Below are 25,582 nucleotides of genomic sequence, written 5' to 3'. Positions count from 1 at the left end.
ACAGTGACCTCCTATATGTTTAAATTTTGGTTATCTAAAAAATGTGGATAACTTAAAAGAATGAGCATAGTCGATTTTAGCATTTTTTTAAAACTTTTTCCACAAGCAATTGTTCAATGTGGAAAAAAAGTACACAAGGGTGAAAAAAGTTTTCCACAGGGTGTCGACACTTGCGGAAGAAAGTGGTTGTTGAATGAGTTATCCACAAAAAGTTGAGAATAATTAAGCTTGACACAATCATGTTTCAAGAACTTATCAACAGCTGAAAAAACACCTGTGCAAAACTTTTTAACAGGCTGTTTTTTTGTGTAAAACTAGTGGAAAAATGGCTGTGAACAGAAAAAAATGTGGAAAACTATCCACAAGCTACTCACAGGAAAATTTAATTTGTGGATAATTGAAACGAATCTTTCTCAGGAAATATTTCTTAAATTTTATTGACAAAAGACCCTATTACTCGTTATACTATCAAAGTATGTCTATATATTGATGGATAGTTACAATTTCAGGAGGTGTAATTGCATGAAAAGAACGTATCAACCAAACAAACGTAAACGCCAAAAAGTTCACGGATTCCGTAAACGTATGAGCACTAAAAATGGCCGTCGCGTATTAGCAAGCCGTCGTCGTAAAGGTAGAAAAGTTATTTCTGCTTAATGATGGTCTGGTCTTTTAAACAGTCAATTTCTAAGAACCCTTAGTTATCTCCATAATTTTTTGGAAGATGTGAAGATAACTAAGGGTTCTTTTTCTGTTTTCAATAAAAGAAAGCAGGATTCTATAGAAAAGGCTACTAAAAAAGAGCGGAAATATGCTATTATTATTAAGAAGTAAAAAAATATAGAAACAAAGGGATGCCGATGAAAAAGTCCTACCGTGTCAAGAAAGAAAAAGAATTTCAACAGGTGTTTAATAAAAAACAATCTTGTGCAAATCGTCGTTTCGTGGTGTACGTTTTAGAGAAACCACAACAAGCCCATTTTCGAGTGGGGATTTCTGTTGGGAAGAAAATTGGAAACGCGGTCACAAGAAATGCTGTGAAGCGGAAAATCCGCGCGAGTTTATTTCAATTAAAAGACCGTATCTCTCCAGAAATTGATTTTATCGTGATTGCACGTCCAGGATTGGAAAAGTTATCGTCTGAAGAAGTGAAAGCTAATTTAACACATGTGTTAAATTTAGCTAAAATATTAGATGTAAGAGAGGGAATTGAGTAGTGAAGAAGTATAAGCGCTTATTATTAATGGCTGGGTTAGTGACCTTAGTCTTTGTTTTATCCGCCTGCGGAACCGCGCCCGTAAGTGAAAGTAGTACAGGAATTTGGGATCGATACATTGTTTATTATTTTGCCCAAGCGATTAAGTTCCTATCATTAGGCGGCAGTGTCGGAATTGGGATTATCCTATTTACGTTAGTCATCCGGATTATTTTATTGCCGTTGATGCATTTCCAAACGAAGAGTATGCGTAAAACACAAGAGTTGCAACCGCAATTAAAGGCCTTGCAACAAAAATATTCTTCAAAAGATCCTGAAACACAACGCTTATTCCGAGAAGAACAGCAACGTTTGTATGCAGAGAATAATGTGAATCCTTACATTGGCTGTTTACCACTGTTGGTTCAACTACCAATCATGATGGCTTTGTATCAAGCCATTTCACGCGTGCCTGAGTTAAAAGAAGGAACGTTCTTGTGGTTAAGCCTCGATAAGCCGGATCCGTATTTAATTTTACCGATTTTAGCAGCTGTCTTTACGTTTGCTAGTACGTATCTTTCAAGTATGAGCCAACTAGAAACAAATGCCTCACTGAAAATTATGAATTACGTTATGCCAGCGATGATCTTCTTTATGGGGATTTCATTAGCCAGCAGTTTATCTCTTTACTGGGTGGTCTCAAATGCCTTCCAAACAGGGCAAACATTGTTATTAAACAACCCATTCAAAATCCGTAAAGAGCGGGAGGAAGCAGCACGTCAAGCCAAAGCACGGGAGCGAGCGCTTGAACGAGCAAAAAGTCCTAAGAAAAAAGGGAAGAAAAAATAAAGGAGGTCGTTCAGATGCCGATTTATGAAGGAAATACAATCGAAGAAGCAACGCAGAAAGGCTTACAAGCACTTGGTTTAACCAAAGAGGATGTTACAATTGATGTGTTAGACGAAGGAAAAAAAGGATTTTTAGGTCTAGGAAAAAAACTTGCCCAAATTTCAATGGAACCAACGATTAGTGAGCAAGTCACAGAAGCGGTCGAAGAAACAGTGGAAGATATTGTTGTTGCCGATGAAGCAACAGCAGTGGAAGAAGCAGTTGAGGAATTAACCGAAGCAATTCCTAGTCTCTCAGAGGAATCAACACATTCTTTAGAAAATCTGGAAGACGAAGCTGCTATTACTGAATTAGCGATGTATTTAACGAATATTTCAAATGAACTGAACGCCCCTGCCATGGTTCGCATAGCGCGCGAGAATGGCAATATTATCTTCCATTTAGAAACAGAAAAACAAGGTATCTTAATTGGAAAACACGGAAAAGTGTTAAATGCGTTACAGTATTTATCGCAAGTCTTTATTCACCGCATTGCAAGCAATAAGCTATCGATTGTTGTGAATGTCGGAAATTATCGTGAAAAACGTCATGAAATTTTGGAACGTTTAGCGAAACGCACCGCGGAAAAAGCCAAACGTACTGGGCGGCCAGTCTTCTTGGAACCAATGCCGGCTTTTGAAAGAAAACAAATTCATCACACGCTAAGTAAAGATGAGCAAATCAAAACCCATTCTGAAGGGGATGAACCTTATCGGTATTTAGTGGTTGAACCAGTTAAGAAGTATTTTTAAACAAACAAAGAAACGTTGGCAACTCTCAGCAGGGACTGAATAGTTGCCAACGTTTCTTTGTTAAATGATTTTTTAGCCATCTTCGTTTCTTTTTTTATGTTATGATAATCAGTAATTACTCCAGTAGTAAATTCAAATGAAAAAGTTTTGTAAAGAGACGTAGGGGGAGCAACAGGTATGCGTACGGAGAAAATACTGGTTGTAGATGATGATGCAGCAGTTCGTCGCTTGATTTGGAAAGCATTACAATCAACAGGTATTCTTATTTACCAAAGTGAATCAATTGAAAAAACAAAAGATATTGTGTCCAGAGTTACCTTTGATTTGTTCATTTTAGATGATAACTTGGAACATGACAGCGATGGTTACTACTTAGTCCAAATGATTAGAGAGAAATATCCACTGGTGCCAATTATCTTTTTTAGTAGCAAAAAAGAAGAAGAGGATATCATTGCAGCCTTGGAAATGGGCGTGGATAGTTATATAACGAAACCTTTTTCCTTGAATGTTTTTAAGGCTCAGGTGATTGCTTCGTTGAATCGAGCTCGAATGATTCGAAAACAATTGAATGTTTATAAAAAAGAAGAGCTACAGGTAGGCGATTTCCGTTTTGATTATGGTCGTTATCAACTATTTAAAAAGGATTTACCTATTTCATTGTCTTCGAAAGAAGTTCAATTAATTCAATTTTTTCTGGAGAATCCCGAGCAAGTATTCTCTAAAGAACAAATTTACAGCAGTGTTTGGGGTACTGGGGATGTCGATGCGAATACGATTATGGTTTTTATTAATCGTTTACGAAGTAAATTAGAAGAAAACCCGAAAGAACCTTGTTACCTTCGGACCGTTTGGGGCATTGGTTATACCTTTACGCCAGATGGTTGCGTACAAAAAAAATGAAAAAAGGCCCGCAGTTGCACGAGCGACTGCGGGTCTTTTTTGCTTATTCAATTTGCCGACGTTCCATTTCTTTCAAAATAAATTGAAGCGAACGATTTAGATGTTCATGGGTTAAAAGTGTGATCTGGTCAATATTCTTTGTTTTCATTCCGCGGAAAATTAACCAATGTTCTTCTAGGGCAATACTACGACGTTCTGAGGCACGAATCGCAATATCTCTGAAATAGATTAAGTAAGCATGGAGATCAGTCACAATTTTTTTTAAACGTAGCATCTGACTCTTAGTATAAATAAAGGAATTAAAATCTGAAAAGTTCTGTAGTAAGTCATCTACTTGGTTATTTTTATTGTATTGTTCTCCTTCGAGAAGTAAGGCTTCCAATTCATCAAAATCTTCTGGTGTCATGAGTTCCATGGCTTTAATGGTTGCTAAAGTGTCCAAAGATTTACGAATATCATAAATTTCATAAGCATCTTTCATACTAATCCCTTTAACCACGATACCCACCATAGGTATATGTTCCACCAATTGTTCTTTGACCAATTCTTGTAAAGCAAAGCGAATGGGCGTCCGACTAATGTTTAATTGCTCGGAAAATTCTTTTTCGTTAATCCGTTCACCTGCAGGAATATCCCCTAAAATAATGGTTTTTTTAAAGGCTTCATAGGTACAAATTTTTAGAGGTTTACTGCTGGTTAAATCTAAGTTCCGTTTTACTGCTTCAACCGTTGGATTCATATGAGGCACCTCCCTATAGGTTATTTTTATAGATAATAAATATAATATTAAAAATGAAAATATAACGCAAGAAAAGACAAAATGAAAAGAAAACCGAGGAGAAAAGGTACTCCTACGGTTTCAGCGACGACGTTTAATTTTGTGGAATAAATAAAGGCATGTGACCTAAAGCAACAATTGTAACAACGAAAATAACGAAAATTCCTAAGGCATATTTTGCCGATTCTTTTTGCCATTGGCCCATATCTAAACCAGTTAAACGTAATAGCAAGTAAATAAATGCCACTAATGGACTTAATAAGTGGAACGCTTGCCCCATTAAGGAAGCTAAAGCCATAGACATATTGTCAAATCCATAAGAACGTCCAGCTTCTGCTAGGACTGGTAAGACACCGAAATAGAAACCATCGTTTGAAATAAAGAATGTTCCTGGTGCTGAAATGAACGCAATCACTAAGCCCCAAGCGCCGGCTAATTGTTTTGGAATAATATTAACAAAGCTATTTGCTAAGGCATTGGCCATACCAGAACCTTGGAATAAGCCCATGAAGACGCCAGCAGCAAAAACTAAGATAACTACTTGCACAGCATCACCAGCATTTGCACTGATGCGGCTGCTTTGATCTTTTAATTTTGGATAGTTAATCATTAAAGCGATACAAGTACCAACTAGGAATAATAATAACGGTGGCATTTCAATCCACGAAGGCAAACCTAATTGACCAACGAATGAACTTAGGACTAACCAACCGATTAAGACAATCGTTAAAATACCATTGAACGCAAAATTCTTTGGACGACGAATTTCTAATAACTCAGGATCGTTAACAATAGTCATTTCTTCCAATTCTTTATCAGTAAGCGTTGTCACGCCTAAGCGAGCACGTTCTTTTTTCCCCATGCGATAAGCAACAAAGAAGATAACATACAATACAGATAAAATCATACCAGGTGCTAAATAAGAAAGAATGTCGGCATCAACTTCTAGTACGGCCATGGCACGAGCTGTTGGACCGCCCCAAGGTAATAAGTTCATAATGGTGTTTTGTAAGATAACAAGCACACCTAAATTCATCAATTTCATATTAAGTTTTTTGTAGATGGGAATAAACGCAGAACAGCAAATCAAGGTCGTAGTTGTTCCATCTCCGTTTAAGGAAACAGCAGCAGCAACTACCGCAGTAGCCATCAAGACTTTCATTGGATCGCCTTTAGCAAAGTAAATCATTTTTTTAGTGATTGGGTCAAACAAACCAGCATCCAACATAATAGAGAAGTAAAGAATGGCAAATAATAACATAATACCAGTTTTTGAAGTAGTTGAAATCCCATCTAAGACGAAATTCCCAATGTTGACTTCAGGGACAACACCGTCAGCACCAGGTGGCGGACTCGCTACTCCAGTTGCAATTGCAATCAAAGTAAAAATAAGAGGAATAATTACTAAAGATGTAAACGGTGACAATTTCTTTTTCATGATTACATACATAAAGATGATAATCATACCATAAGCTAAAATAGTGAGTAACATGTTTTTCTTCCTTTCTTTTTTTAGAACTTTTTTGTAAGCGTTAACAACCGGTGTTAATAAAAAAGAATAGCCATGAGAAATGTTTCACAGTATTCTGGTTTACAACAAAAAATATTTTTTGTGTTTGTCTATAGTGTGAGAATATACAAACTTTCGCAGAGAATAAATAGCCTAAAACAAAAAGAACATCAAAAAAACAATTCAACAATCAAATTCTTATTAATAACTTAATATAATATTAATAGAATCTTAACGGCTGATAAATGCTTATATACCAATGTTTACAGAGTTTTTTTCACAAAATAAACAATAAAAGAACAATCTGAGCTAGTGTTTTCACTAGGTTTTTTAACGGTTTTTTCTATAATGAACGTATACCAAGAATTAGTGAAAGGAGAGACAATATGGGCCTATTTAAGTCCTTATTCAAGAAAGAGCAACACACGCAGGATACCGAGATTAATGAAAGCGTTATCCAACGTGAAGCGGATAACTTGGAAAAGCGATGGATAGATATACCAGCATATATTCCTGCTGAGCCAAAAGAATATCAATTGGTAAGTATTGTGGCCACTGCCATCGCAGCAGGAGAGTTTCCAGAAAGTCGTTTTGTTATCAAAAAAATCGCAAAACGAAATCCAGAAGCAAAAGAAGTTGCCATTATTGCAGCCAGTATAGCTGCAGAGCTTTCAGAAGAGTCTCAGCTAGTTGTCAAAAGAATTTCAAAACAAAACCTTGAGGAGGATCATTATGTTACGCAAATTTAAAATTTCAATTGATGGGAAAGAATATTTAGTCGAGATGGAAGAAATCGGTGGCGTCCCACAACCAGCACCTGTTGCGCCACAACCAACAGCGCCAGTTGCTACGACAGAAACACCAGCCCCTGCTGTTGAAGAAGCCCCAGCGCCAGCAGCACAGCCAGCCGCCCCAGCAGGAGCAGATGCAATGCCTGCGCCAATGCCAGGAACTGTGTTAAAAGTATTAGTCAATGTTGGTGATACGGTGTCTGAGAACCAACCATTGTTAATTTTAGAAGCAATGAAGATGGAAAATGAAATCGTTGCAGGAAAAGCAGGTACGGTAACAGGAATTCATGTTACCCAAGGCCAAATTGTGAATCCTGGGGAACCATTAATAACAATTAACTAGAATTAATTTAAGAAGAGGAAGTGATTTGTGTGGAGACACTGATTCAAGGTGTTATAGGAATGGGCCAAGAACCAGGACGCATTGTGATGATGCTGATTGGTGGACTATTAATGTATTTAGGAATAAAAAAAGAGTATGAACCAACACTTTTAGTGCCGATGGGTTTAGGAACGATTTTAGTGAACTTTCCTAATTCCGGCGTATTGAGCGCTGGCGGCGAGCCAGGTCCGTTTAATGTTCTTTTTGATTTTGGAATAAAAACAGAATTATTCCCGTTATTATTATTTATTGGGATTGGGGCAATGATTGATTTCGGGCCATTGTTACAAAATCCGTTTATGTTGATGTTTGGTGCCGCTGCACAGTTTGGGATTTTCTTTACAGTTATTATGGCTGTTTTATTAGGTTTTGATTTAAACGATGCTGCTTCGATTGGGATTATTGGTGCCGCTGATGGTCCAACGTCTATTTTCGTAGCAAATACCTTACATTCAAAATACATGGGGGCCATAATGGTTGCCGCTTACTCCTACATGGCGTTAGTTCCGATTATTCAACCAGTAGCGATTAAAGCAGTGACGACGAAAGCCGAACGTCGTATCCGTATGACTTATCGGGCCGGTGAAGTTTCTCAAACAGCAAAAATTCTTTTCCCGGTTGTTATTACGATTGTCGCAGGGTTAATTGCGCCGGTGTCATTACCATTAGTTGGTTTCTTAATGTTTGGGAACTTATTAAGAGAATGTGGCGTTTTGGACCGCTTATCCATTACAGCTCAAAATGAATTGGTAAATATTATTAGTATCTTGCTAGGACTATCTATTTCCGTTAGCATGAACTATGCAGAGTTCTTAAAAGTCGATACGTTGATGGTTATTGGCTTAGGGTTAGTCGCCTTTATTATGGACTCAGTCGGCGGCGTGCTTTTTGCTAAATTCTTGAATTTATTTAGAAAAGAAAAAATCAATCCAATGATTGGTGCTGCGGGTATTTCCGCTTTCCCAATGTCTAGTCGGGTCATTCAAAAAATGGCTACAGATGAAGACCCACAAAACTTTATTTTAATGCATGCTGCTGGTGCCAACGTTTCAGGACAAATCGCTTCTGTAATTGCTGGTGGCTTACTATTAGCCTTTTTAACATAGGACGGAAAGGAGAACGAATACATGTCTGTTAACATGGAAGATTTAAAAATTGCTTTTGAACTGTTAGGTTTTGGTTGGGGCGGCGTTTTCGTTGTTTTATTTATCATTTATCTAGCATCTAAATTACTAACAAAATTATTTCCAATTAAAAAATAAAGGAGGTTATTGCTGTGAGCAGCGTATATACAATGAAAAGAATCTGGTTGCAAAAAGATAAAAAAGCTTATCAAGCTTGGCGCGAATTAATGGAAAAAGCCGAATTGCAAACGACAGAAGCACTTGATTACACCGTTGGCATATATGATGACACAGCATTAATCGCCTCTGGCTCGCTTTCAGGCAAAACGATTAAGTGCGTGGCCGTTTGTAAAAAATATCAATCTGAAAATTTGTTAACCCAATTGGTGGTTCATCTACTTGAAAAACTGAGAGAAGAAAACCAATTACACAGTTTTTTGTATACAAAACCAAAAAATGAACAAATTTTTCAGTCGCTAGGCTTTCAAAAAGTGGTTGCGAATCAAGAGGTGCTATTTATGGAGCAAGGCAAACCAGATTTTGCCGATTATCTTGGTTACCTGACACAGCATAAAAAAGCAGGGCCAGCCAGTAGCATTGTCATGAATGCAAATCCTTTTACGAAAGGCCATCAGTACTTAGTCGAAAAAGCAGCCAAAGAAAGTCCGCACGTTTATGTGTTTGTTTTATCTGAAGATAAATCGCTGTTTTCAAAAGAAGCACGTTTCGCAATGGTGCAAAAAGGGGTCGCCCATTTACCCAATGTGACAGTCCTATCTACAGAAGATTACTTAGTTTCGTCTGCGACTTTTCCTACCTATTTTTTGAAAGAAAAAGCGCCATTAGAGGTAGCTGCAATTCAAGCAACGCTTGATGCAACGTTATTTAAAGAAAGAATTGCGCCAATACTTGAAATTCAGCAACGTTATGTGGGAGAAGAGCCTTATTCAGAAGTGACCGCTGTCTACAATCAAGCAATGCAACAAGTTTTCGGACAAACGATAACGCTAACCATTGTCCCGCGATTAGCGAGTGATGGAGAGCTGATTAGTGCGACGAAAGTTCGCAAAGCGATGGCTGAAGGCGACAAAGAGACACTCAAGAAGTTTTTACCAGCAACAAGTTATCAATACTTAGTAGAACACAAGAAACTAATGAGGTGAAGAAAGTGAAGATTATCAAAAATGCTACTGCAGGGACAGTAGAATCAAGTGATATTATGATTACCGTCCAACCCATTGAATCAACAGAAAATACCATTGAATTAGAAAGTAGTGTCGAAAAACAATTTGGCAATCAAATTCGTCAGGTGATTACGACAACTTTGGAACATTTAGATGTCCAAGGCGTTGCGGTCAAGGCGATTGATAAAGGGGCATTAGATTGTACAATCAAAGCTCGGATGATTACAGTTTTACATCGAGGCGCTGAAAAAGAAACGTATGATTGGAAGGAGTTGGACTCATGGAACGTTTAAGAAGAACAATGATGTTTGTCCCTGGAGCGAACGCAGCAATGCTAAGAGATGCACCATTGTATGGGGCAGATTCAATCATGTTTGATTTAGAAGATGCAGTTTCATTAAAAGAAAAAGACTCTGCCCGTGTTTTAGTCCATTCTGCTTTGAAAACTTTCGATTATGGCAATATTGAAATTGTTGTTCGGATCAATGCTTTAGATGCCGGTGGCGCAGAAGATATTGAAGCAATGGTCTTAGCTGGTGTCGATGTGATTCGTTTACCAAAAACAGAAACAGCCCAAGATATCATTGATGTCGAGGCAGTCATTACAGAAGTAGAACAGCAAAATGACATTCCCGTAGGAACAACGAAAATGATGGCTGCTATCGAATCGGCTGAAGGTGTTCTAAATGCGCCCGCGATTGCCAAAAGTTCAACTCGATTGATTGGCATCGCGTTAGGCGCCGAAGACTATGTTACCAATATGAAAACACGGCGCCATCCAGATGGCCAAGAACTATTCTTTGCTCGTAGCATGATTTTACATGCCGCTCGAGCAGCTGGGATTGCAGCTATTGATACGGTCTATTCAGATGTAGACAATACGGAAGGCTTTGAAGCCGAAGTTCGTTTGATTAAACAGCTAGGTTTCGATGGGAAATCGGTGATTAACCCTCGTCAAATCCCATTGGTTAATACTATTTATGCGCCAACAGAAAAAGAAATCCAGAATGCTAAGGAAGTAATCTGGGGCATTCGGGAAGCCGAAGCTAAAGGTTCCGGTGTTATCTCCGTAAATGGAAAAATGGTTGATAAACCAATTGTTGAACGAGCTGAACGGGTCATTGCGTTAGCATTGGCGGCTAAATTAATTACCGAGGAGGAAATATAGACATGGTAGTAAATAAAGTAGGCAAAGACATTCCTCAATCTTATGCAGAGCAATACGGCATTTATGAAGGAGAATTAGCACACATTGATGCTTATCAAGAAGCGAGCCGAGCAATTAAACCAGTGAAACCTCGGGAGACAAAACTTTTAGGAAGTATTCGTGAAGCAATTGAAAAAACAGGTTTAAAAGATGGCATGACCATCTCTTTCCATCACCATTTCCGTGAAGGAGACTATGTGATGAACTTAGTTTTAGCCGAGATTGCCGCCATGGGGCTGAAAAACATTTCGATTGCACCTAGTTCAATTGCAAATGTTCATGAACCTTTGATCGAACACATTAAAAATGGAGTAGTCACCAACATTACTTCTTCAGGTTTGAGAGATAAAGTAGGAGCTGCTATTTCAGCAGGTATCATGGAAAATCCTGTGGTGATTCGTTCACATGGTGGCCGGGCACGGGCAGTAGCAGTAGGCGATATCCATATTGATGTAGCTTTCTTAGGTGCACCAAGTTCAGACGCTTATGGAAATGCGAATGGAACCAAAGGAAAAGCTACCTGTGGTTCTCTTGGATATGCGATGGTCGATGCAAAATATGCGGATCAAGTGGTCATCATTACTGACACATTAGTACCATATCCTAATACCCCTATTAGTATTCCACAAACAGATGTTGATTATGTGGTAGAAATTGATGCAATTGGTGATCCAGATGGAATTGCCAAAGGCGCGACACGTTTTACAAAGAATCCTAAAGAATTATTGATTGCTGAATATGCCGCAAAAATAATTACACATTCTCCTTACTACAAAGAAGGCTTCTCATTCCAAACAGGAACAGGTGGCTCTTCACTAGCAGTTACGCGGTTTATGAGAGAACAAATGCTTAAAGATGGCATTAAAGCAAGTTTCGCTTTAGGCGGAATTACGAATGCAATGGTGGAACTTTTGGAAGAAGGCTTAGTAGAAAAAATTATTGACGTCCAAGACTTTGATCATCCATCAGCTATTTCTTTAGGGGAAAATGCCAATCATTATGAAATTGATGCCAATATGTATGCCTCACCGCTTAGCAAAGGGGCGGTTATTAATCAATTAGACACAGCTATTTTATCTGCTTTAGAAGTGGACACAGATTTTAATGTAAATGTCATTACTGGTTCAGATGGTGTCATCCGTGGTGCTTCTGGCGGACATTCCGATACAAGTATGGCTTGTAAAATGAGTCTAGTGATTGCACCACTTGTTCGTGGACGGATTCCAACAATCGTTGAGCAAGTAAATACAGTCGTTACACCAGGTACGAGTGTCGATGTCGTAGTAACAGAAGTCGGCATTGCAATCAATCCAAAAAGAACAGACTTAATTGATTGTTTTAAAACCTTAGATGTTCCTCAGTTTACGTTAGAAGAGTTGAAAGACAAAGCCTACAACATTGTTGGCACCCCGGAACCAATTAAATATGGAGACAAAGTTGTTGCGTTAATTGAATACCGAGATGGTAGTCTAATTGATGTGGTACGCAATGTTTAATGGGGAAAAAGTAACACTTTTAGAGATGTTGGATGCTCGCGAACAAAGAGCTGCCACACAGAAGGAGTTGTTAGAAACAGCACCAGAAGCTAGTCTCTTATCTGCCACAATGAATATTCCTGGAGAAGTAAAAAATTCGCCCACCTTAACGGCTGTTTTTTTAGAAGTAATTGACGAAGTCGAGCAACAATTGCTGGATCAAGTACCGATTGTTAATTTTTACCGGAATGAAAAGACAGGGCCTGAATATTATTTGGCGGTTTCGTTAGCCCCACAAGAATTAAAACAAAGAATGGTCAAAATTGAAGAAACACATCCTTATGGTCGTTTAGTGGACCTAGATGTTTTATGGGGAAATGAGGAGCTAAAAAGCCTTCATCGAGGAGATTTAGGCTTGCCACCACGGCGCTGTTTTATGTGCCAAGAAGAGGCGAAAGTCTGTGGACGAAATCGACGTCACAGTCTTGAAGCAATGCAAGAAAAAATAACAGAAATAATTTTGACACGAAAGGAGCAGCCAAGTGAGTAAAAAAATTCGTTTTACAGAAACGGTGCTACGGGATGGACAACAAAGTTTAATTGCAACACGGATGCCAACCTCAGATATGCTGCCGATTATTAAAACAATGGACGAGGCAGGATTTCATGCATTAGAAATGTGGGGCGGGGCAACGTTTGATTCCTGTGTCCGCTATTTAAACGAGGATCCTTGGGAACGTCTTCGCCAAATTCGCAAAGAAGTTAAAAATACCAAACTTCAAATGTTATTACGAGGACAAAATTTACTAGGATATCGTCATTACGCTGATGATGTGGTGCGGGCCTTTGTCGAAAAATCAGTTGAAAATGGGATTGATATTATTCGTATTTTCGATGCCTTGAATGATGTCCGTAATTTACAAACAGCAATTCAAACAACAAAAGAAGCTGGCGGACACTGTCAAGCAGCGATTTCTTATACCACGAGTGAAATTCATACCATCGATTACTTTGTAAAATTAGCCAAAGAATTAAGTCAAACAGGAGCGGATTCCATTTGTATTAAGGACATGGCAGGCGTTTTGACGCCACAAACTGGTTTTGAATTAGTGAGCAAAATGAAAGATGCCATTGATTTACCTTTAGAGGTGCATACGCATGCGACTAGTGGTATTTCTGAGATGACCTATTTAAAAGTTGCTGAAGCAGGTGCGGATATCATCGATACAGCTATCTCTTCTTTCGCTGGCGGTACGAGTCAACCAGCCACAGAATCTGTAGCCATTGCGTTAGAAGATTTAGGCTTTGAAACAGGTTTAAATATGGAAAAAGTAACAGAGATTGCTGACTATTTCAATCCGATTCGTGATCGCTTTAGAAGTGAAGGCATTTTAAACCCTAAAGTTAAAGATACGGAACCGAAAACCTTGATTTATCAAGTGCCTGGTGGTATGTTATCAAACTTATTAAGTCAATTAACGGAGCAAGGTTTACAAGACAAATATGAAGAAGTTTTAGCTGAAGTACCTAAAGTAAGAGCAGATTTAGGGTATCCACCACTAGTTACGCCGCTTTCACAAATGGTTGGAACACAAGCCTTAATGAATGTGATTTCTGGGGAAAGATATTCCTTAATACCGAATGAAATCAAAGATTATGTGCGCGGAGAATATGGCAAATCACCAGCACCTATCGCAGAAGAGATTAAGCAAAAAATCATTGGGGATGAAGAAGTAATTACTTGTCGACCAGCGGATTTATTGAAACCAGAGTTGCATAGTTTAGAAAAGGAAATCCAACAATACGCAAAATCTGAAGAGGATGTCCTATTATATGCGATGTTCCCGCAACAAGGAAAAGACTTTTTAGGACGTCGTGAAGATCCTTTTTACGATGTACCGTTACAGAAAGTGACAGTCAAACTTGACTTGCCAGAATAGAACGGGCAAGTGCTCCGCAAATGTATAAAGAAGCAAGGGTTTGAGCGACGATAACGGTTGTTCAAACCCTTGCTTCATCAAATAGAAAAAAGGCAGCCCGTGAAAGGAAGTGACAATGTGTTAGAAGAAATTCTAGCAATTCATCAAAAAAATATTGGTGTGCTAAGTCTTGAAGCAACAGAAGCGGTGTTAAACCATCATGATTTAGCCAAAATGTATACACCTGGTGTCGCAGAATTGAGTTTAATGATTGCTCAAAATCATGAATTAGCGCGCGAGTGGACCATTAGTGGTAAGTTAATTGCGGTTATTACAGATGGGTCAGCTGTTCTGGGTCTCGGCAATATGGGCACGCAAGCGGGCTTGCCAATTGTTGAAGGCAAAGCTTTACTTTATAAAAATTTGGCGGGGGTCGATGCTATTCCTTTAGCACTGGAACAAAAATCAGTTGACGAGATGGTTCAAACAATTGAAAATTTACAAAATAGTTTTGCAGGAATCCACTTAGAAGATATTTCTGCACCAAAATGTTTTGAAATTGAAGAAAAACTTCAACAACGTTTGAACATTCCTGTGTATCATGATGACCAAGAAGGCACTGCCATTGTCGTTTTAGCTGGGCTAATTAACGCAGCTAAAATTAAAGGAAAACCTTTAAATGAATTACGTGTGGTGATTAACGGAGTTGGAGCTTCTGGTGTAGCGACCGCTAAGTTATGTATTCAAGCGGGGATTACGCATCTCACCTTAGTAGATCGCCAAGGTGTTTTAAGAGAAGAAGACCCGACATTGAATCCTTACCAACGTGCTTTGCTTCGACAGGTAATAAAACCATCAGTAGAAAACAAAGATTTAGCCACCGCTGTCGTCAATCAGGATGTTTTTTTAGGCTTATCAGAAGCGGATGTGCTAACGCCAGCCCTGATTAAATCAATGAACCAAGACCCAATTATCTTTGCTTTAGCAAATCCTAAACCAGAAATTGAACCAGCCCTCGCCCAAGCCAATGGCGTCCGTTTATTAGCAACTGGTTCTTCCAAATATCCGAATCAAGTGAACAACATTTTAGCTTTTCCAGGTCTTTTTAAAGGGTTATTGGCAGCGAAAGGCAGAAAAGTCGATGTCGGTTTGCAAATGACAGTAGCACGAAGCTTGGCCGCTATGATTTCAGAACCCACAGCAGAAAAATTCATACCTAATGTATTTGATGGCGGCGTAGTTGACACGGTTTTTAATGCTGTACTAGACTATATAAAACAAGAAAAGACCACGGCAGAAGAAGGGACGTAAAAGGCAATGACAAAGCAAGCAAGGAGTAAATTAGCGCAGCAAGCACAATTGGCACTACTCTATGAAGTGACCTGTTTAAATAAACCAGGCTTGGTGGATCCAGTCGATGCAGGCGCCCATCAAGATATGGATGTTTTCACTTTTTTAGAAAGTAGTGTGGTTTTGACTCCTTATTTTGAAACCTTCGTTCAAGCTGGGACAGAGCTACGTCATTTGCCGATTGAGGCAACATTTCGCGCGATTCGACAAGTTGGTTTAGAAGCAGAACGAGCGATGTTTGAGGCAACAGAAGGTATCAATACACATAAAGGAGCGATTTTTTCTCTAGGTATTTTTTTAGCTATCTGTGGTCGTTTAATGATTTGGGAGACCCCTTGCACCTTACAATTGTTTCAACAAACGCTTCAAACAATGACGCAAGACTTATTGGCTGACTTTGAAAACCTCGCTACGAATGAGCTAGAAAAACTAACTTGGGGTGAACGACTATTTGTTCAGCATGGCTTGACTGGAATCCGTGGTGAGGCGCAACAAGGTTATCCCGCTGTCTTTGAACAGGGAGTGCCTTATTATCAAAAACATCAAGGCACACAACAACAAAAACTCATTGATACGCTCCTTTATTTATCGCTCTATGTTGAGGATACGAATTTGATTAAACGAAGTCAAAATGTCCAAATTTTTGAAATATATCAACCGTTAATCCAGGAATATTTTGCTTTAGGGGGGACACAAACGTTACGGGGAACCCTTTGTTTAGAAAGATTGAATCACTTATTCAAAGAAAAAAATTGGAGTATTGGTGGCAGTGCAGATGCTTTAATTTTGGTGGTGTTTTTAGATAAACTAATGAAATTAAATTGGCTGACCCCTTAATTAAAAAGATAGTTACAACGCTGATTTGGTCAGTTATTTTGACCTTATATGCCTATGGAAAGGTCTCAAGAGAATTCAAGAAAGCGATTGACAAATACCACGAAACACAGTATATTTTATTACGAAATCATTCTTATCAGAGTATACAAATACGATGATAAACAGTTGAAGCGAATCTTGATTTGCTTTTCCTAAACCTGATTCTTTTAGAATCAGGTTTTTGTTTATCTAAAAGGCGGCATTCGTTCAAAAACGGCTGTCGCCTTTTTTTATGAAATTTTTTTAATATAAAAAATTTCATAAAAAAATCTTAAAAACAGAAAAAATTGTTATAGATTAGAGTCATTTTTTTGATGTAAAGTTTTTATAACTTATGTCTATAAAATTGATAAAAACAGTCAAAGTAGTAGAAAAAATAATAGTGGAATTTCTCAAAAAAATAAAAAAATTTTCCGTTATTTAATTATCGATTTATCAAACGATAAGTTATAATAAAATAATTTATTTATCTTTAATGATTGAGGAGAAATGTATAAACTTCCTCATTTTCCTCTCATTGTATAATAACTCACTAATGAATTAGTGAGTTTTTTAACATATCCAGGATGTTTGTTATCAAATGAATTTTTATATAAAAATTCACAGCATTATATTTTGAAAAGCTGAGGAAATGTACTAAACTGCAGGTGTTAAATCCATTTAAATCGCTAAAGGGGGAGATGAACAACTAGGGGAAGCTAATGATCTTGGTATTTATCGTTTATTTTAAAGAAAAGAGGGACGATCAGATGAAAAAGAAAATTGTTGAGGATTTTAATCGGAAAAGTCAGCATAAAAAATGGACAAAACGCAAGATGCTTAATTTAGCAATATCAAGTGGTTTATTATTTACGTCATTAGCAATCCCTGTAAGTATAGCTGTTACCTCTGGCACAATCAGTGCATCAGCAGCGGTCTTGGATATCGAACTATTATCAAATGTTACGTCAAATAATGACAGTGGCACTTCAACGAGTAATCGTTGGACAGCCGCAAACCAAAATCAACCAGTTAATTTCACGGTTTCTGGTGGCGCTTTAGCAGATGCTTCCGCTGTGTTTAGTGGACAAAAACAAGCGGTGTTAGTGGTTCCTCCTGAGTTAAGAGGAAATGTAGCTGCAGCAGGCAGCGCAGCAATCAATACCAACGTTACGATTGATCTTTCAAAAGTTACTTTTTTGACTGCCGTTTTGAATGCAGCCAATGATTTAACCAATGTGATTACTCAAATTACCAGTGGAGCGTTAGGGAATTTAACTGGTGTTGATATTGATTTGACGGAAGTGAATCGTCAATTGGAATTAGTGAATAACATTGAAAACTTAGGTGCTGCTTCATTTACAGCTCCGGAAACGTTAGCAGCTGACGGCTCATACATTAGCGCACCAATTAGTGATGGTTTAGGGTTAGTTTTAGCCCAAAATGTTTCAAACATCTTACAAGATTTGAATGCGGCAGTTCAAGCTTTGGAGGCAAAAGGAACCAGTCTCCCAAGTAATCTTGTCGCCACAGCCATAAATGCAGCCTTGCTTCCTGTCAAAGGCACGGTAAACGTGGCTGTTTCAGGTGCTTTGCCTTTATTAGCGGTTGGTGGTTCAGGTGTGAATGAGTTAGTGGATGCTTCTTTACTAGGCGCAACTACGGTTACTTTACCAACTACCGTTTCAACACCTCAAAATTTATCCAATAATTTAGATGCTCGTTTTGTAGGAACAGTCGTTCAAACAGATCTTTTAGACGTTAATTTATTAGCAACAGCAGACGGTGTATCCAACATTTATTTTGCTGCAGGTACTACTAGTGAAGTAACCGCACCAACAATCACAGGAGTAACAGGCAATTCAACGGCAGGTTACGAAGTTAAAGGAACTGCCGATGCCAATGCCACGGTTGAAATCCGAAATGCAGGAGGCACCGTAATAGGCACAGGTACCGCTGATGGGACAGGAGCGTTTACAGTTACCGTTCCCGCAGGTGAAGCAGGCGCCAATGAAACGTTAACCGCCGTAGCGAAAAACGCCAGCGGCACAGAAAGCACGCCAACAACGTTCCAAACGCCAGCGGATGAAGCAACCGTAACCGCACCAACAATCACAGGAGTGACAGGTAATTCAACGGCAGGTTACGAGGTTAAAGGAACTGCTGATGCCAATGCCACAGTTGAAATCCGAAATGCAGGAGGCACCGTAATAGGCACAGGTACCGCTGATGGGACAGGAGCGTTTACAGTTACCGTTCCCGCAGGTGAAGCAGGTGCTAATGAAACGTTAACCGCCGTAGCGAAAAACGCCAGCGGCACAGAAAGTACGCCAACAACGTTCCAAACACCAGCGGATGAAGCAACCGTAACCGCACCAACAATCACAGGAGTGACAGGTAATTCAACAGCAGGTTACGAAGTTAAAGGAACTGCCGATGCCAATGCCACGGTTGAGATCCGAAATGCAGGAGGTGCCGTGATAGGTACAGGTACTGCTGATGGGACAGGGGCATTTACAGTTACCATTCCCGCAGGTGAAGCAGGTGCGAATGAAACGTTAACCGCCGTAGCGAAAAACGCCAGCGGTACAGAAAGTACGCCAACAACGTTCCAAACGCCAGCGGATCCTAATACGCCCGTGGCGACGCCAATTGTTGAGACTGTAACAGGTAGTACAACAAAAGGCTATGAGGTCAAAGGGACTGCTGAAGTTGGCACCACCATTGAGGTTCGCGATGCAGCTGGCACGGTCCTTGGTACTGCAACAACTGGAACTGACGGAAAATATACAGTGACTTTAGATTCAGGAACAGCAACAGCAAATCAAACGCTGAGCGTTGTAGCGAAAAACGCTAGTGGCACGGAAAGTCAACCAGCAACGGCGACAACACCAGCTGATGTCACTGCACCAACAGTTGATAACATCACAGGCAACTCTGGTTCGGGTTATGAAATTACAGGAACAGCAGACCCTAACACAACAATCGAAGTTCGTGATCCATCTGGGGCAGTCATTGGTACAGGTACCTCTGATGCGAATGGTGATTTTACTGTAACGCTACCAACGGGAACGACCAATCCTGGGGATACGTTAACAGTGATTGGAAAGGATAACGCGGGAAATGAAAGTCAACCGACTGAAGTCCTTGTTCCTGCTGATGCCACGGTTACAGCACCAACTGTAACAGGAGTAACAGGTAATTCAGTTGCTGGTTATCAGGTGACAGGCACCGCTGATCCGAATGCTACCATCGAAATTCGTGATGCAGATGGGAACGTGATTGCAACAGGGACTGCCGATGGGACTGGTTCCTTTGCTGTGAACCTTCCAGCTGGGACGGCAAATGCGAATGAAACATTGACAGCGTTAGCCAAAGATCCTGCTGGCAATACAAGTACACCGACAACCTTCCAAACACCAGCAGATGAAGTAGTGGCACCGCCAAGTGTCGACAAAGTTACTGGGAATACAACACAAGGATATCAAGTGACAGGTACCGCTGAACTTGGCACCACCATTGAAGTTCGTGCAACAGACGGAACAGTTTTAGGCACCGCAACAACTGGACCGACTGGCCAATATACTGTGACGTTAGCTTCAGGAAAAGCAACAGCTAAACAAACAGTGAATGTAGTTGCTAAAAATGATACTGGACTTGAGAGTCAACCAACTACAGCTATGACACCCGCTGATGTTACCACACCAACAATTGGTGACATTACTGGAGATTCAACAACTGGTTATGAAATCACTGGGACGGCGGACCCCAATACCACCATTGAAGTACGGAACCCAGATGGAACAATTATTGGTACAACGACAACGGATGATCAAGGAAACTTTACTGTGGACCTTCCAGCGGGAGCCGCTAATCCTGGTGATACATTAACAGTTGTTGGAAAAGACGGTGACGGCAATGAAAGTCAACCAACGGAAGTGACGGTCCCTGAAGATGCAACCGTAGCAGCACCAACTGTGACGACTGTTACAGGAACAACTGCCACTGGGTATCAAGTAACCGGCACGGCAGAGCCAAATGTCACCATTGAGATTCACAATGAAGCAGGTTTAGTTATTGCTACGGGAACGACTGATGGTGCTGGCGCCTTTACAATCACTCTTCCGACGGGCACAGCAACAGCTAACGAAGCCTTAACTGCCATTGCGAAAGATGCTGCTGGGAAAGAAAGTAATCCGACTGCTTTCAAAACACCTGCTGATCCAGATGCACCAGTCGCGACACCTACTGTTGACAAAATCACTGGTAGCACGACAAAAGGCTATCAAGTAGTAGGAGCAGCAGAAGTTGGTACAACAGTTGAGGTGCGTGATGCCGATGGCACAGTCCTTGGCATGGCAACTACTGGAACTGATGGCAAATACACAGTGACTTTAGAGCCAGGGAAGGCCTCAGCTAACGAAACAATAACTGTTGTAGCGAAAAATGCAACAGGAAAAGAAAGTCAGCCGGCTACAGCAACTACACCAGCCGACTTAGCCACACCAACCATTGATTCTATTACCGGAAATTCTGGTAAAGGTTACGAAATCACTGGAACGGCGGAGCCCAAAACCACTATTGATGTCCGTGACGCAGACGGAACCATCATTGCTGCTACAACTGTTAACGAAACCGGCCAATATACGGTGACTCTACCAGCTGGCGTAGTGACACCAGGAGAAACGATTACGATTATTAGCAAAGATGGCGCTGGTAATGAAAGTCAACCAGCTACAGCCGTTATTCCAGCGGATGTCGTTTTAGCGGCGCCAACTATTACGAAGGTTGAAGGAAACAAAGCCAATGGCTATACAGTCACTGGAACTGCTGATCCAAATGTCACGGTTCAATTTTACAATAGCAGTGAACAATTATTGGCAAGTGGCAATACAACTACTGGAGGTACCTTCTCCGTTCATATTGCAGCAGGGTTAGCAACAGAAAAAGAAACATTAACCGCACTAACCACAGATACACAAGGAAATGTGAGTCCTAAAACCACATTTATGACGCCAGCCGATATTACGGGAGAACCAGAAATTAAAATTGCGGCACCAACTGTTTCTTCAGTTTTAGGAACGTCTAAAGCCGGCTACCTCATCAAAGGAACAGCTGAACCAAACCGAATCATTCAAATTAGTAACCGACTATTAAGAAGTGTGATTGCTGTAGGTGCCACCGATGCTGAAGGCAACTTCGCTATCCAATTAACAGCGGGACAAGCGACTGCTCAACAAAGTTTACTTGCGACAGCTACCGATGGCGCAGGACATTACAGTACGGCTACAACCTTCATGACACCAGCCGACCCAACGAATCCTGGAGGAGGCAATGGTAACACTGGCGGAAATAACGGCAATACAGGCGGCAATACAGGAAACAATGGCGCAACTGGCGGGAATAATGGGAATGGTTCAAACACAGGTTCAAATCCAAATGGAGGTTCTGGTTTAGGCACAACAGGTTCTGGCTTAGGTTCACTAGGCAATGGCCTCGGTACAAATGGTAGTGGCTACCACCCTAAACTAAGCACCATCAGTTATGGCACTGGAAATCACGGGAAAACAGGCTTCTTACCTAGCACAGGAGAAAAAGAGTCTTCAGCCGTGACAACAAGTTTGTTTGGCGCCTTTGTCGCACTCCTTGCGAGCATGGGAATCATCAAACGCAAACGTAAAAACTAGCTCTCTCCTTTAATTCCTATAGATGAGAAAACGTATTGTTGAGAATTCCCCACTCAATGATACGTTTTCTCGTTCCATTTAATGAAGAAAAATTGCTAAATAGAATAAAATGTGCTATTCTATTTTCAGAAAATCGAAGGAACAAGCAGTGAAAGTGCTAAATCCAACCTGAATTTTTTAATGCAGGAGGAGTGGGCGCTTTTTTTGTTGTTATGAAGAAAGGAAGCTAATTATGCAATCAGCTACAATGGAATTTGATACAATTGCGGCGATTTCTACGCCGCCAGGTGAAGGTGCGATTAGTATTGTTCGTTTAAGTGGCGAGCAAGCAGTTGCTATTGCAAACAAAGTTTATCGGTCAGGCACTAAAGATTTAGCTAAAGTCCCCACGCACACGATTCATTATGGTCATATTGTTGATCCGCAAAACGATCAATTGATTGATGAAGTCATGCTTTCTGTGATGCGGGCACCGAAAACATTTACACGAGAAGACGTGGTAGAAATTAACTGTCATGGCGGCATTGTCGTGGTGAACCAATTATTGCAATTACTGTTACGTGAAGGCGCACGAATGGCCGAACCTGGGGAATTTACAAAACGTGCTTTTCTAAATGGCCGAATGGATCTTTCACAAGCAGAAGCAGTGATGGACTTAATCCGTGCTAAAACGGATAAAGCGATGAATGTTGCATTGAACCAATTGGATGGTAACTTGTCGGCGTTAATTCGTTCATTAAGACAAGAAATTTTAAATACTTTAGCACAAGTAGAAGTTAATATCGATTATCCAGAGTATGATGATGTCGAAGAATTAACCACGAAATTACTTTTAGAAAAAGCCGAATTTGTGAAAGCGCAGATTCAACAATTATTAACGACCGCTAAACAAGGAAAAATTTTGCGAGAAGGCCTAAGTACAGCAATTATTGGCCGACCAAATGTCGGGAAATCCAGTTTGTTAAACCATCTGTTACGAGAAGAAAAAGCCATCGTTACAGATATTGCTGGAACGACACGTGATGTCATTGAAGAATACGTTAACGTTCGCGGCGTTCCTTTAAAATTAATTGATACAGCGGGGATTCGCGAAACAGAAGACATTGTGGAACGAATTGGTGTCGAACGTAGCCGCAAAGCGTTAGCAGATTCGGATTTAATTTTGTTAGTCTTAAATCAAAGCGAAGAATTGACAGAGGAAGATCGTCAACTGTTGGAAGCAACGAAAGGCTTAAAACGCGTTATTCTTTTAAATAAAATGGACTTACCGACAAAACTGGATCCTAACGAATTACAAGAATTAGTCCCTGCAGAAGAAATTTTATCCGTTTCGGTGTTGTCAAACACAGGCTTAGACCAGTTAGAAGCGAAAATTGCTGATCTTTTCTTTGGCGGCCAAACAGGCGAAAAAGATGCTACCTATATTTCTAATACACGTCATATTGCTTTGCTGGATCAAGCAGCGCTTTCGTTACAAGAAGTGATTAACGGCATCGAAGCAGGTATGCCAGTCGATTTAGTTCAAATTGATATGACCCGTTGTTGGGATTATTTAGGGGAAATCGTCGGCGATAGTGTCCAAGATGAATTAATTACACAGTTATTTAGTCAATTTTGTTTAGGAAAATAAGACAAGAGAGGAATTTTTTATGAATCAATATCAAGCAGAATCATATGATGTTATTGTCGTCGGTGCTGGACATGCTGGCTCTGAAGCAGCCTTAGCAGCCGCACGAATGGGCGTTAAAACGTTACTTTTAACGATTAATTTAGATATGGTTGCTTTTATGCCATGTAACCCTTCTGTTGGTGGACCTGCCAAAGGAGTCGTTGTCCGAGAAATCGATGCATTAGGCGGCGAAATGGGTAAAAACATTGATAAAACCTACATCCAAATGCGGATGCTAAATACTGGTAAAGGTCCAGCAGTGCGTGCGTTGCGCGCGCAAGCTGACAAACATGCCTATGCGACAGAAATGAAACATACCATTGAAAAAGAAGAAAATTTAACCCTTCGTCAAGGGATTGTTGAAGAATTAATCGTGGAAGATGGCGTTTGTCGTGGTGTTGTAACTTCAACAGGTGCCGCATACCGTAGTCAAGCAGTGGTGATTACTGCCGGTACTGCCTTGCGTGGCGAAATTATTATTGGTGAATTAAAATATTCATCAGGACCAAACAATTCGCAACCTTCCGTTGGTTTAGCCAATCATTTAAAAGAATTAGGTTTAGAAATCGATCGCTTTAAAACAGGAACGCCGCCGCGAGTAAAATCAAGTACGATTGATTATTCTGTGACAGAGGAACAACCAGGCGATAAAGAACCCAACCACTTTAGTTACAGCACGCCAGATAGTGCCTACAATCAAAACCAAGAACCTTGTTGGTTAACTTATACGAATGAAACAACGCATGAAATTATTCAAAAAAATCTACACCGCGCCCCAATGTTTACTGGGATTGTTGAAGGTGTGGGCGCTCGGTATTGTCCATCCATCGAGGACAAAATTGTTCGTTTTGCAGACAAACCAAGACACCAATTGTTCTTGGAACCAGAAGGGTTGAATACCGAAGAAGTTTACGTCCAAGGCTTATCTACTTCTTTACCAGAAGATGTCCAAACAGAAATGCTTCATTCTATTGAAGGATTAGAAAAAGTAGAAATGATGCGTACAGGTTACGCCATTGAATACGATGTGGTAGTCCCTCACCAATTACGCCCAACATTAGAAACAAAGGTCATTGAAAATCTTTATACAGCAGGTCAAACGAACGGAACTAGTGGCTACGAAGAAGCTGCTGGTCAAGGCTTGATGGCAGGAATTAATGCTGCATTGAAAATTCAAGGCAAAGAGCCTCTTGTTTTAAAACGTAGTGATGGCTATATTGGCGTCATGATTGACGATTTAGTTACAAAAGGCACTAACGAACCTTATCGCTTATTAACGTCACGTGCGGAGTATCGTTTGATTTTACGACATGACAATGCGGACTTACGTTTAACAGAAATGGGTCATGAAATTGGCTTAGTCAAAGAAGAACAATATGCCGCCTATCTAGTCAAAAAAGCGGCTGTTGAAGCGGAAATTGCCCGCTTAGGCAAACATCGGATTAAACCAACCAAAGAAGTGCAAGCATTTTTGGAAACCAAAGGCGCTGCTGGCTTAAAAGATGGTATTTTAGCTAGAGATTTTCTGAAACGCCCAGAAATCAGTTATCAAGAAGTCGCTCAATTTATTCCCGCACCTGAAGAGGCGCTCGATCCAAAAGTGATTGAACAAGTAGAAATTCAAATCAAGTACGAAGGCTACATTAAAAAAGCCATGGAAAAAGTTGAGAAACTAAAACGCATGGAAGCAAAACGCATTCCAGAAAACATCGATTACCAAGCGATTAACGGCTTGGCGACAGAAGCAAAACAAAAACTACAAAAAATCCAACCAGAAACGATTGCCCAAGCAAGCCGTATCAGCGGTGTGAACCCCGCTGACATTAGCATTTTGATGGTCTACATCGAACAAGGAAAAATCGCGAAAGTGCAAGGATAATAAAAATTTGAAGCAGTTGCTTCTTCACGGATGATTG

The 25,582-nt window shown here is 40.1% G+C and carries 22 protein-coding genes; 20 read left to right on the top strand and 2 right to left on the bottom strand.

All coding sequences use genetic code 11. The features are described 5' to 3' along the window. Positions 1–522: 522 nt before the first annotated feature. The 5 genes from rpmH (at position 523) to IGJ46_RS12825 (ending at position 3,735) form a co-directional block, all read left to right on the top strand. A complete protein-coding gene (rpmH, locus tag IGJ46_RS12845; RefSeq protein WP_002356012.1) occupies positions 523–657 on the top strand; it encodes a 50S ribosomal protein L34 in 135 nt (44 codons plus the stop codon). A gap of 203 nt (positions 658–860) precedes the next feature. Continuing rightward, entirely contained in the window at positions 861–1,217 is a 357-nt protein-coding gene (gene rnpA / locus IGJ46_RS12840) for a ribonuclease P protein component (protein ID WP_002356011.1), read from the top strand. Beyond that, complete coding sequence (locus IGJ46_RS12835; RefSeq protein WP_002356010.1) at positions 1,217–2,044, top strand: YidC/Oxa1 family membrane protein insertase; 828 nt, start codon at positions 1,217–1,219, stop codon at positions 2,042–2,044. The genes rnpA and IGJ46_RS12835 overlap by 1 nt, the downstream gene beginning before the upstream one ends. Before the next feature lie 14 nt (positions 2,045–2,058). Beyond that, entirely contained in the window at positions 2,059–2,835 is a 777-nt protein-coding gene (jag, locus tag IGJ46_RS12830; RefSeq protein ID WP_173975280.1) for an RNA-binding cell elongation regulator Jag/EloR, read from the top strand. A gap of 177 nt (positions 2,836–3,012) precedes the next feature. After that, positions 3,013–3,735 (top strand): response regulator transcription factor, encoded by a 723-nt coding sequence (locus tag IGJ46_RS12825; protein WP_002363545.1) that lies wholly within the window; start codon positions 3,013–3,015, stop codon positions 3,733–3,735. A gap of 43 nt (positions 3,736–3,778) precedes the next feature. Here the strand turns inward: IGJ46_RS12825 and IGJ46_RS12820 are convergent, their stop codons facing one another. Together IGJ46_RS12820 and IGJ46_RS12815 are read right to left on the bottom strand one after the other, a co-directional pair. After that, entirely contained in the window at positions 3,779–4,474 is a 696-nt protein-coding gene (locus IGJ46_RS12820; protein WP_002356006.1) for a GntR family transcriptional regulator, read from the bottom strand. Between the two features lie 133 nt (positions 4,475–4,607). After that, positions 4,608–6,005, bottom strand: a complete 1,398-nt coding sequence (locus IGJ46_RS12815) for a CitMHS family transporter (protein ID WP_002356005.1) — start codon at positions 6,003–6,005, stop codon at positions 4,608–4,610. Between the two features lie 404 nt (positions 6,006–6,409). Between IGJ46_RS12815 and IGJ46_RS12810 the strand changes: the two genes are divergently transcribed. From IGJ46_RS12810 to mnmG, 15 genes are all read left to right on the top strand, one after another. After that, positions 6,410–6,772 carry a hypothetical protein gene (locus tag IGJ46_RS12810; RefSeq protein WP_002356004.1) on the top strand — a complete coding sequence of 121 codons (363 nt, stop codon included), beginning with the start codon at positions 6,410–6,412 and terminating at the stop codon, positions 6,770–6,772. Beyond that, on the top strand, positions 6,756–7,157 hold the full coding sequence (locus IGJ46_RS12805; RefSeq protein WP_002363547.1) for an acetyl-CoA carboxylase biotin carboxyl carrier protein subunit: 402 nt from the start codon (positions 6,756–6,758) through the stop codon (positions 7,155–7,157). The genes IGJ46_RS12810 and IGJ46_RS12805 overlap by 17 nt, the downstream gene beginning before the upstream one ends. A gap of 29 nt (positions 7,158–7,186) precedes the next feature. Next, entirely contained in the window at positions 7,187–8,302 is a 1,116-nt protein-coding gene (locus IGJ46_RS12800; protein ID WP_002383526.1) for a sodium ion-translocating decarboxylase subunit beta, read from the top strand. A gap of 21 nt (positions 8,303–8,323) precedes the next feature. Then, positions 8,324–8,458: an OadG-related small transporter subunit gene (locus IGJ46_RS12795; RefSeq protein ID WP_002356001.1), complete on the top strand. Its 135-nt coding sequence runs from the start codon at positions 8,324–8,326 to the stop codon at positions 8,456–8,458. A 32-nt stretch (positions 8,459–8,490) separates the two neighbouring features. Continuing rightward, on the top strand, positions 8,491–9,483 hold the full coding sequence (citC, locus tag IGJ46_RS12790; protein WP_002356000.1) for a [citrate (pro-3S)-lyase] ligase: 993 nt from the start codon (positions 8,491–8,493) through the stop codon (positions 9,481–9,483). A gap of 5 nt (positions 9,484–9,488) precedes the next feature. After that, the gene (citD, locus tag IGJ46_RS12785; protein WP_002355999.1) at positions 9,489–9,797 is read left to right on the top strand and encodes a citrate lyase acyl carrier protein; all 309 of its coding nucleotides are present in this window, start codon (positions 9,489–9,491) and stop codon (positions 9,795–9,797) included. After that, positions 9,785–10,672 (top strand): citrate (pro-3S)-lyase subunit beta, encoded by an 888-nt coding sequence (gene citE / locus IGJ46_RS12780; protein WP_002355998.1) that lies wholly within the window; start codon positions 9,785–9,787, stop codon positions 10,670–10,672. Before citD ends, citE begins: the two co-directional genes overlap by 13 nt. A gap of 2 nt (positions 10,673–10,674) precedes the next feature. Next, positions 10,675–12,207, top strand: a complete 1,533-nt coding sequence (gene citF, locus IGJ46_RS12775) for a citrate lyase subunit alpha (RefSeq protein WP_113793168.1) — start codon at positions 10,675–10,677, stop codon at positions 12,205–12,207. Further along, positions 12,200–12,736 carry a citrate lyase holo-[acyl-carrier protein] synthase gene (citX, locus tag IGJ46_RS12770; RefSeq protein ID WP_002386428.1) on the top strand — a complete coding sequence of 179 codons (537 nt, stop codon included), beginning with the start codon at positions 12,200–12,202 and terminating at the stop codon, positions 12,734–12,736. The genes citF and citX overlap by 8 nt, the downstream gene beginning before the upstream one ends. Continuing rightward, entirely contained in the window at positions 12,729–14,126 is a 1,398-nt protein-coding gene (locus tag IGJ46_RS12765; RefSeq protein ID WP_002355994.1) for an oxaloacetate decarboxylase subunit alpha, read from the top strand. Before citX ends, IGJ46_RS12765 begins: the two co-directional genes overlap by 8 nt. A 117-nt stretch (positions 14,127–14,243) precedes the next feature. Beyond that, a complete protein-coding gene (locus IGJ46_RS12760) occupies positions 14,244–15,416 on the top strand; it encodes an NAD(P)-dependent malic enzyme (protein ID WP_002364605.1) in 1,173 nt (390 codons plus the stop codon). A gap of 6 nt (positions 15,417–15,422) precedes the next feature. Further along, positions 15,423–16,292, top strand: a complete 870-nt coding sequence (gene citG / locus IGJ46_RS12755) for a triphosphoribosyl-dephospho-CoA synthase CitG (RefSeq protein ID WP_002355991.1) — start codon at positions 15,423–15,425, stop codon at positions 16,290–16,292. Positions 16,293–17,032: 740 nt separating this feature from the next. Further along, a complete protein-coding gene (locus IGJ46_RS12750) occupies positions 17,033–21,997 on the top strand; it encodes an Ig-like domain-containing protein (RefSeq protein WP_218391336.1) in 4,965 nt (1,654 codons plus the stop codon). Positions 21,998–22,229: 232 nt separating this feature from the next. Continuing rightward, entirely contained in the window at positions 22,230–23,627 is a 1,398-nt protein-coding gene (gene mnmE, locus IGJ46_RS12745) for a tRNA uridine-5-carboxymethylaminomethyl(34) synthesis GTPase MnmE (protein ID WP_002355989.1), read from the top strand. 19 nt (positions 23,628–23,646) lie between these two features. Beyond that, positions 23,647–25,545: a tRNA uridine-5-carboxymethylaminomethyl(34) synthesis enzyme MnmG gene (gene mnmG / locus IGJ46_RS12740; protein WP_002355988.1), complete on the top strand. Its 1,899-nt coding sequence runs from the start codon at positions 23,647–23,649 to the stop codon at positions 25,543–25,545. Positions 25,546–25,582: the final 37 nt, after the last annotated feature.

This window comes from Enterococcus sp. AZ120 (assembly GCF_050546165.1).
GTDB classification, from domain to species: Bacteria; Bacillota; Bacilli; order Lactobacillales; family Enterococcaceae; genus Enterococcus; species Enterococcus faecalis.
This window is presented reverse-complemented; position numbering and strand designations above follow the sequence as displayed.

Coding starts and splice junctions, on each gene's coding strand:
- rpmH (WP_002356012.1), top strand. CDS start 523: ATGAAAAGAACGTATCAACCAAACAAACGTAAACGCCAAAAAGTTCAC.
- rnpA (WP_002356011.1), top strand. CDS start 861: ATGAAAAAGTCCTACCGTGTCAAGAAAGAAAAAGAATTTCAACAGGTG.
- jag (WP_173975280.1), top strand. CDS start 2,059: ATGCCGATTTATGAAGGAAATACAATCGAAGAAGCAACGCAGAAAGGC.
- IGJ46_RS12825 (WP_002363545.1), top strand. CDS start 3,013: ATGCGTACGGAGAAAATACTGGTTGTAGATGATGATGCAGCAGTTCGT.
- IGJ46_RS12820 (WP_002356006.1), bottom strand. CDS start 4,474: ATGAATCCAACGGTTGAAGCAGTAAAACGGAACTTAGATTTAACCAGC.
- IGJ46_RS12815 (WP_002356005.1), bottom strand. CDS start 6,005: ATGTTACTCACTATTTTAGCTTATGGTATGATTATCATCTTTATGTAT.
- IGJ46_RS12810 (WP_002356004.1), top strand. CDS start 6,410: ATGGGCCTATTTAAGTCCTTATTCAAGAAAGAGCAACACACGCAGGAT.
- IGJ46_RS12805 (WP_002363547.1), top strand. CDS start 6,756: ATGTTACGCAAATTTAAAATTTCAATTGATGGGAAAGAATATTTAGTC.
- IGJ46_RS12795 (WP_002356001.1), top strand. CDS start 8,324: ATGTCTGTTAACATGGAAGATTTAAAAATTGCTTTTGAACTGTTAGGT.
- citC (WP_002356000.1), top strand. CDS start 8,491: ATGAAAAGAATCTGGTTGCAAAAAGATAAAAAAGCTTATCAAGCTTGG.
- citE (WP_002355998.1), top strand. CDS start 9,785: ATGGAACGTTTAAGAAGAACAATGATGTTTGTCCCTGGAGCGAACGCA.
- citF (WP_113793168.1), top strand. CDS start 10,675: ATGGTAGTAAATAAAGTAGGCAAAGACATTCCTCAATCTTATGCAGAG.
- citX (WP_002386428.1), top strand. CDS start 12,200: ATGTTTAATGGGGAAAAAGTAACACTTTTAGAGATGTTGGATGCTCGC.
- citG (WP_002355991.1), top strand. CDS start 15,423: ATGACAAAGCAAGCAAGGAGTAAATTAGCGCAGCAAGCACAATTGGCA.
- IGJ46_RS12750 (WP_218391336.1), top strand. CDS start 17,033: ATGATCTTGGTATTTATCGTTTATTTTAAAGAAAAGAGGGACGATCAG.
- mnmE (WP_002355989.1), top strand. CDS start 22,230: ATGCAATCAGCTACAATGGAATTTGATACAATTGCGGCGATTTCTACG.
- mnmG (WP_002355988.1), top strand. CDS start 23,647: ATGAATCAATATCAAGCAGAATCATATGATGTTATTGTCGTCGGTGCT.